This is a genomic window from Hyphomonas sp. (assembly GCF_037969335.1).
Classification (GTDB): domain Bacteria; phylum Pseudomonadota; class Alphaproteobacteria; order Caulobacterales; family Hyphomonadaceae; genus Hyphomonas.
In genome coordinates this window covers 1-6,004 of record NZ_JBBKXE010000012.1, presented here as the reverse complement: position 1 = coordinate 6,004, position 6,004 = coordinate 1, and the positions used below count along the sequence as shown (strand labels likewise).

Annotated in this window: 5 protein-coding genes; 4 read left to right on the top strand and 1 reads right to left on the bottom strand. The window is 59.9% G+C overall.

The window, feature by feature from the left end:
* The first annotated feature begins 79 nt into the window (after positions 1–79).
* Both AADA04_RS00815 and AADA04_RS00810 read left to right on the top strand, forming a co-directional pair.
* A complete protein-coding gene (locus AADA04_RS00815; RefSeq protein WP_340691329.1) occupies positions 80–2,527 on the top strand; it encodes a TonB-dependent receptor in 2,448 nt (815 codons plus the stop codon).
* A gap of 24 nt (positions 2,528–2,551) precedes the next feature.
* Positions 2,552–2,968: a nuclear transport factor 2 family protein gene (locus AADA04_RS00810; RefSeq protein ID WP_340691328.1), complete on the top strand. Its 417-nt coding sequence runs from the start codon at positions 2,552–2,554 to the stop codon at positions 2,966–2,968.
* A gap of 50 nt (positions 2,969–3,018) precedes the next feature.
* Here the strand turns inward: AADA04_RS00810 and AADA04_RS00805 are convergent, their stop codons facing one another.
* The gene (locus AADA04_RS00805; RefSeq protein ID WP_340691327.1) at positions 3,019–3,558 is read right to left on the bottom strand and encodes a winged helix DNA-binding protein; all 540 of its coding nucleotides are present in this window, start codon (positions 3,556–3,558) and stop codon (positions 3,019–3,021) included.
* Between the two features lie 224 nt (positions 3,559–3,782).
* Between AADA04_RS00805 and AADA04_RS00800 the strand changes: the two genes are divergently transcribed.
* Together AADA04_RS00800 and AADA04_RS00795 are read left to right on the top strand one after the other, a co-directional pair.
* Entirely contained in the window at positions 3,783–5,030 is a 1,248-nt protein-coding gene (locus AADA04_RS00800; protein WP_340691326.1) for a cytochrome P450, read from the top strand.
* Positions 5,031–5,183: 153 nt separating this feature from the next.
* Positions 5,184–6,004, top strand: an 821-nt coding sequence (locus AADA04_RS00795) for a TonB-dependent receptor (protein WP_340691325.1), incomplete at its 3' end; no start/stop codon positions are given.

The following is a 6,004-nucleotide window of genomic DNA, read 5'->3' as shown; positions in this document are numbered from 1 at the left end:
TCTTGACGGCAACAATCAACGGAAGACATCTAAGCGCATAATAAACAAACCCTCGCGCTGCGGGGGACGGGAGGAAATAATGTTGAAACGCGCTCTTCGCGCCACCGTGTCGGTGTGTGCTTTTGCTTTGGTCTTGAATACAGCCGCCGCGCAGGATGCCTCCGGACCATCCGAGGCAGAGCCGGAATCCCGTACACTGAATACGGTGACGGTAACGGCCACCCGCCGCGAGGAAAGTATCCAGGATACCGGCGCCTCCGTTTCAGCGCTCGACAGCGATGCCTTGCTAGCCCGGTCGGTCCAGTCCGTTGAGGACGTGGCGGACCTCGTTCCGGGCCTTCAGGTTTCCAGTTATCAGGGCGACACGTCCATCTTTATTCGCGGTATCGGCACGCCGGTTATCGTGGCAGGTGCCGACAGCTCCACGGCGACCTATCTCGACGGCGTTTATCTGTCGCGCGCCGCAGCCATCGGACCCGGCTTCTTTGATGTTGAACGGCTGGAAGTCTTGCGCGGACCACAGGGGACGCTCTATGGGCGCAACGCCACCGGCGGCGCCGTGAATATCATTACCAAGCGTCCGACTGACGAATTCTCAGGCGAGGCGCGCCTGATCGTCGGCAATTTTGATCGCACGCAGGTGTTCGCAGCGCTCAGCGGGCCGATCAACGACAGGGTGCGGGCGCGCCTGGCTGTCCAGAAGGAAGACCGCAGCGGCTTTACCACGGTGCACCTGCCACGCGAGACCCTCCCGCCATCGCAACCTGACCGCACATTCGATGCGGAGGACAAGCACGACATCACGGCCCGTGCCACGGTCGAACTCGATCTGACGCCAACGGCGATGCTCACATTGTCGGGCGATTATTATGAAGCCGACGACCGCGCCAATGTCTTCCACTTCGCGAGCCTGGGATACCAGGAAGAAGTGCCTGGCTGGCTCAGCACACGCGAAGGATCCCAAACGCTGCCTTATTTCGGCATCAAGAACAGCGGCCGTATCTCGGCGCCGGCATCACGCGACATCTATTCGGCCGTCGACTATTTCAACAATACAACCGTGTGGGGGCTGACGGGCCGCCTCGACTGGGCTGTCGGTGACTATGAGGTCCAGGTGATAACCGGCTACAAGAACTCCAATCCCGATTTCCAGGACTCGTTCGACCTCGGAGACACGTTCAACACCTATATTCACCGTGCCGAAGACCATGAGCAATGGAATGCCGATTTCCAGGTCACTTCGCCTTCAGATGGTCGCTTCAGCTGGATTGCCGGAGGCGGGTACTTCTCGGAAGAGAATGACATCCAGAACAATATCTTCGGCGACTTCTGGGAGCCGATCCTCACTCAGGGCCTGCTTGACCTGCAGGCGGCGAACGTCCTGCCGCCATTCCCGGTCAACATTCCTGAAAGCACGCTCTGCTGTGAGCTTCACCTGAACGGGCGCCAGGAAACCGAAGCCTTCAACATCTTCATCGATACCAGCTTCGACCTGACCGATACACTGACACTGAAAGCTGGCGTGCGCTATACCGAGGAAGAGCGCGATGGGTTCCAGAATTTCGATCTCGCCTTCCTCCCGGCAGTGCCGGGCGGCGATCTGGTTCGTTTCGCGCCAGAAATCCTGTTCTTCCCCAACGCAGTCAGCGACAGTCGCGATGGCGTCCAGCCAGACCCGTTCGGCTTCGTGGTCGCGCCAGTAGACGGGCCGGCCACCTTTGATGCGACGACGCCGAAAGTTGCTCTCGAATGGACCCCCGCAGACGACCTGCTTCTCTATGCCAGCGCCCAGCGCGGCTTCAAGAGTGGCGGGTACAATATCGGATCCAGCCAGCGGACGCCTTATGAACCGGAGGAAATCTGGGCCTATGAGGGCGGCGTCAAGGCAGCGCTTCTCGACAACCGCCTGCGCCTCAATGCTGCAGCCTTCATGTATGACTACACAAACCTGCAGGCTCAGGATTCAATCGCCAACCAGCCCATCATCCGGAATGTGGGCAAGGCTGAAGTCAAAGGGGCCGAATTCGAATTTGCCGCCTTGCTCAGCGATATTTTCCAGATCGACGGGTCAGTGACCTATCTCGACGCAGTCTTCACTGAAGGTACTCTGACCGAGCCGTTGCGGCCTGCCCCCCTGAGCGACGATCCCGGCTCAACTCTGCGAAACCTCGATGGGCTGAGACTGCCCCGTGCGCCGGAATGGAAATTGAATGTCGGTGCACAGGCAGATTTTGCGGCCTTCGGCGGCGACGTCACATTGCGGGCCGACTATGCCTGGCAGGACGAAATCTTTTTCACAGTGTTCAACATCAAGGCGGCGTCACAGGACAGCTACGGTGTCGTGCGGGCCCGGGCCACGTATGCGCCTGCCAGCGGGCGCTACAAGGTGGCGCTGTTCGGCGAGAACCTGTCCGACGAGACCTATTTCACCAACCAGATCCTGACCGGGACAACCTATGGCGCAGAATTCGTCGGTTCACTGGGTGCGCCGCGCACATTCGGTCTCGAACTTTCCACCCAGTTCTAACGGCGCAGCCAGGGGATATCAGACATGAAAAAGACACCATTGGAAGCGGCCCAGGCCTGGTATGCCGGTGTGCATGAAGGCGACTTTGACAAACTGTTCGGCGTCATGTCGGACGATTGCACGATCGAATTCTACGGACCGAGCGTGATTCCGTTCGCGGGCATTTTTCGCGGCAAGGAGAAGTGCAAGATCTTTTTCGGCCATGTCGGTAATGACGTGGATATCGAGGAGTTCCGCCAGGACGAGTTCATCTCCGAGCGCGACAAGGTGGCCGTCACCGGACACTTGCGCATGGTGCTGAAGGCCACGGGCCGCCTGTATGCGGCCGACTATGCCCACATCCTCACCATTCGGGACGGTCAGGTTGTCAGGTTCCGGGATTTCCAGGACAGCGCCCAGGCCGCGCATGTGGCGTTCGATCTGACGACACCCGAACGCTGAGGGCGAGAGAGTCTGTTATAATGTCTGAAACCGGATCCCGCCCTCGAATATCAGGCCGTTTCTTTCGGCTTGGCGGTGCGACGTACCTTCGGTTTCTGCTTCGCCGCCGCCTCCGCGGCCAGCTCGTGATGAACCTCCGTGACACGCGCCAGGAAATGAATGCCGGACCTGATCTCGTCGTCGCTGAGCCGATCGACCATCGTGTCCAGGAATGCACTGCCATTGCGCATCATGCTTTCGACAAACTGGATTCCGCGAGGCGTCAGTGTCACGAACTTCTCGCGCCCGTTCTGAGGGTCCTCGGTCATCGTAATCAGGTTCAGCGGCGCTTTGGACAGGGCGCGCAGGGATTTCGAGATGGCCGAACTTGTCACCTCGTACCAGGACGCAAGCGCACTCGCGATGTCCTTGCGGCGCATCTTCCGGCCATCCACACCGCGCGTATGGATCGTCCAGAGAAGACAGGCCTGCTGGCGGGTGAGCACGCCACATTTCAGGGCGTCTTCAATCTGCATGCCCACGAGGTAGTGGATCGGGAAAAACAGGTCGAGGAAGTCGCTGCTCGCCTGTTTGCGCTTCGAGAGGTCCATGCGGTCTCCGGTTCATTGTTTCGGCTCCGACAATAAGCGAAGTCGGATCGGCCTTCAAACACCGATCATGCATCAATCCCGCCATGCAGGAGTTCTGCCATGTGACAAAAAGGTCCTAAGGACACAATAATTCGAAAGCAACAAATTCAGGTTCACGCCAAACCACCAGAATTCATGCCGGTTGCCAGCGCCATGCTGGGCCGCTGCAGCCGGGAGAACACCAGATGACACACGCCAAGACCCTGCCCATTATTCCTGACGATTTCCATGTCCGCGACCTCTATTCCCCGGAGGTCATGGCAAATCCCTATCCCTATTACGAACACCTGCGCGACAAGCCGATCCAGTTCGGCCTCGAGGACTACCCGCCCGGCACGATCCCCGGGATGGACAAGCCCTATCCGGCCTGGGTCGTGCTCAGGCACGCGGACGTTCAGGAAGTCTGTCGCCGCGCCGACGTCTTTTCATCGCGAGACATCATGCAGGAAGAGTCCGAAGCGCCGACCCTGATGCTGGTCAACCATGATGACCCGCGCCATGCGGAGTTACGCAAGATCGCCCAGATGGCCTTCTCGCCCAAACGGGTCATGAGCGACGTCGCGCCGTGGATGGAAACGACGGTCGAGACACAGCTCGACTGGATCGGCGGCGGCAAGGTGGATTTCATGCGCGACCTTGCGCCCAATCTCCCAGCGCTCGTGATGACGAAGCTGATCGGTACGCCGGAGGAAGACTATGTCTTGCTGCGCCGTTGGGCCAATGCGTTCATGGTGACCTCTGATTTCACCATTGGCGAGCGTCAGAAATGCAATATTGAACTCTGGAACTATTACCAGTCAGCGGTCAACCAACGCTACGCGGATATTGAATCTGGCAAGCCGGTGCCCGATGACCTCATGTCCGCCTTCATCCAGGCGGAGTCAGATGGAATCAAGCTAACCAATGAAGAAGTCGTGCGTTTCTGCCTGACACTGGTCGTCGCGGGCGCCGAGACGACAGGCTACCTGCTTGGCAACCTTGTCGACGTGTTGGCCGACGATCCGGAAATGTATGCCACACTGCGCGCCGACCGTTCACTGGTACGCGCCTTCATCGAGGAAAGCCTTCGCCGCGACGGGCCAGTCCAGCGGCTTCACCGGGTCTGCACACAGGATTACGAGATTGGCGGTGCCCGGATCAAGGCAGGCGACTGGGTGGCGATCTTCCACGCGTCCGCCAACCGGGACCCGGCTGTTTTCGAGCGCCCGAACGCGTTCATTCTCAAACGTCCCAACATGATCAAGCAGGCCACGTTCGGGCATGGTATCCATCATTGCATGGGCGCCGGGATCGCCCGCAGTGAAGCGGCGCAAATGATCAACAGCCTGCTTAACCGCTATAGTCGTCTGGAGCCAGCTGGCGAACGGGTGCGCCAGCGCGGAGGCCTGCTCAATTACGGCCTGGAAACCTGTCCCGTCGACCTGGTCGAGTGACAGGCGTCACCGCCTTGTTTCAAACGTAAAATTGTCGCGTCTTGACAGAACGCGCCCTAAAAAATTGCCCGATGTCCAAGATCGCTTGTTGATGATCCGGGTGCTGCAGAAGCCGTCTGCATCGCCGGGTCATACAGAGCCTTGGAGGGCAAGATGGGAAGAACATATTTTGCAAAGCGGTGCCGTGCCGGCACAGCGGCAATCGCGCTGATGACAGCCTTTGTGCTGGAGCCCGCGATGGCCGCGCCGGACACGCCAGCGCCAGCCATTGCATTCGAGATAGAAGCCATGCCGCTTGGTGAGGCGCTGCGAAAGTTCAGTACCCAGTCGGGCAGGCCGGTCCTGTTTTCCGAAGGGGACGTGGCGGGTCATATGGCCCGGCCCGTCCATGGTGACCATGCGCCGGAAGCCGCGCTATCGCTCTTGCTGGAGGCATCGCCCTTCATCATTGTCGAAGGGCCGGGACGCGCGCTGCTGGTGCGACGGGAAGTAACGACAACCCAGCCCCAGGTCACAGCGCCCAGCCAGGATACCCGGTCGGATCCCGAGCCTGAGCGTAATGCCGGACGGGTGACCCAGTCAGCAGATACCGAAGATACGCTGCGGGTCGATGCCGTCAGGGTGACAGGCACGAGCCTGCGCGGAATCGCGCCGGAGAGCTCGCCGCTGCAAATGTACACGCGCGACGATATCCTATCGACCGGCGTGACATCGACCGAACAATTCATCCGGACCCTACCGCAGAATTTCGGTGGCGGTTCCACCGAGTTCACGCCGGTCGGCGTGCCTGGCGACGAAAGCTCGTCCTATAATAACACGTTCGCGAGCGGTCCGAACCTGCGCGGCCTCGGGTCGGGCGCGACGCTCACGCTGCTCAATGGACGCCGGCTGGCACCGACCTCGCGGATCGGCGATTTCGTCGACCTGTCCATGATCCCGCTTTCGGCGCTGGAACGAATTGACGTGCTGAGCGA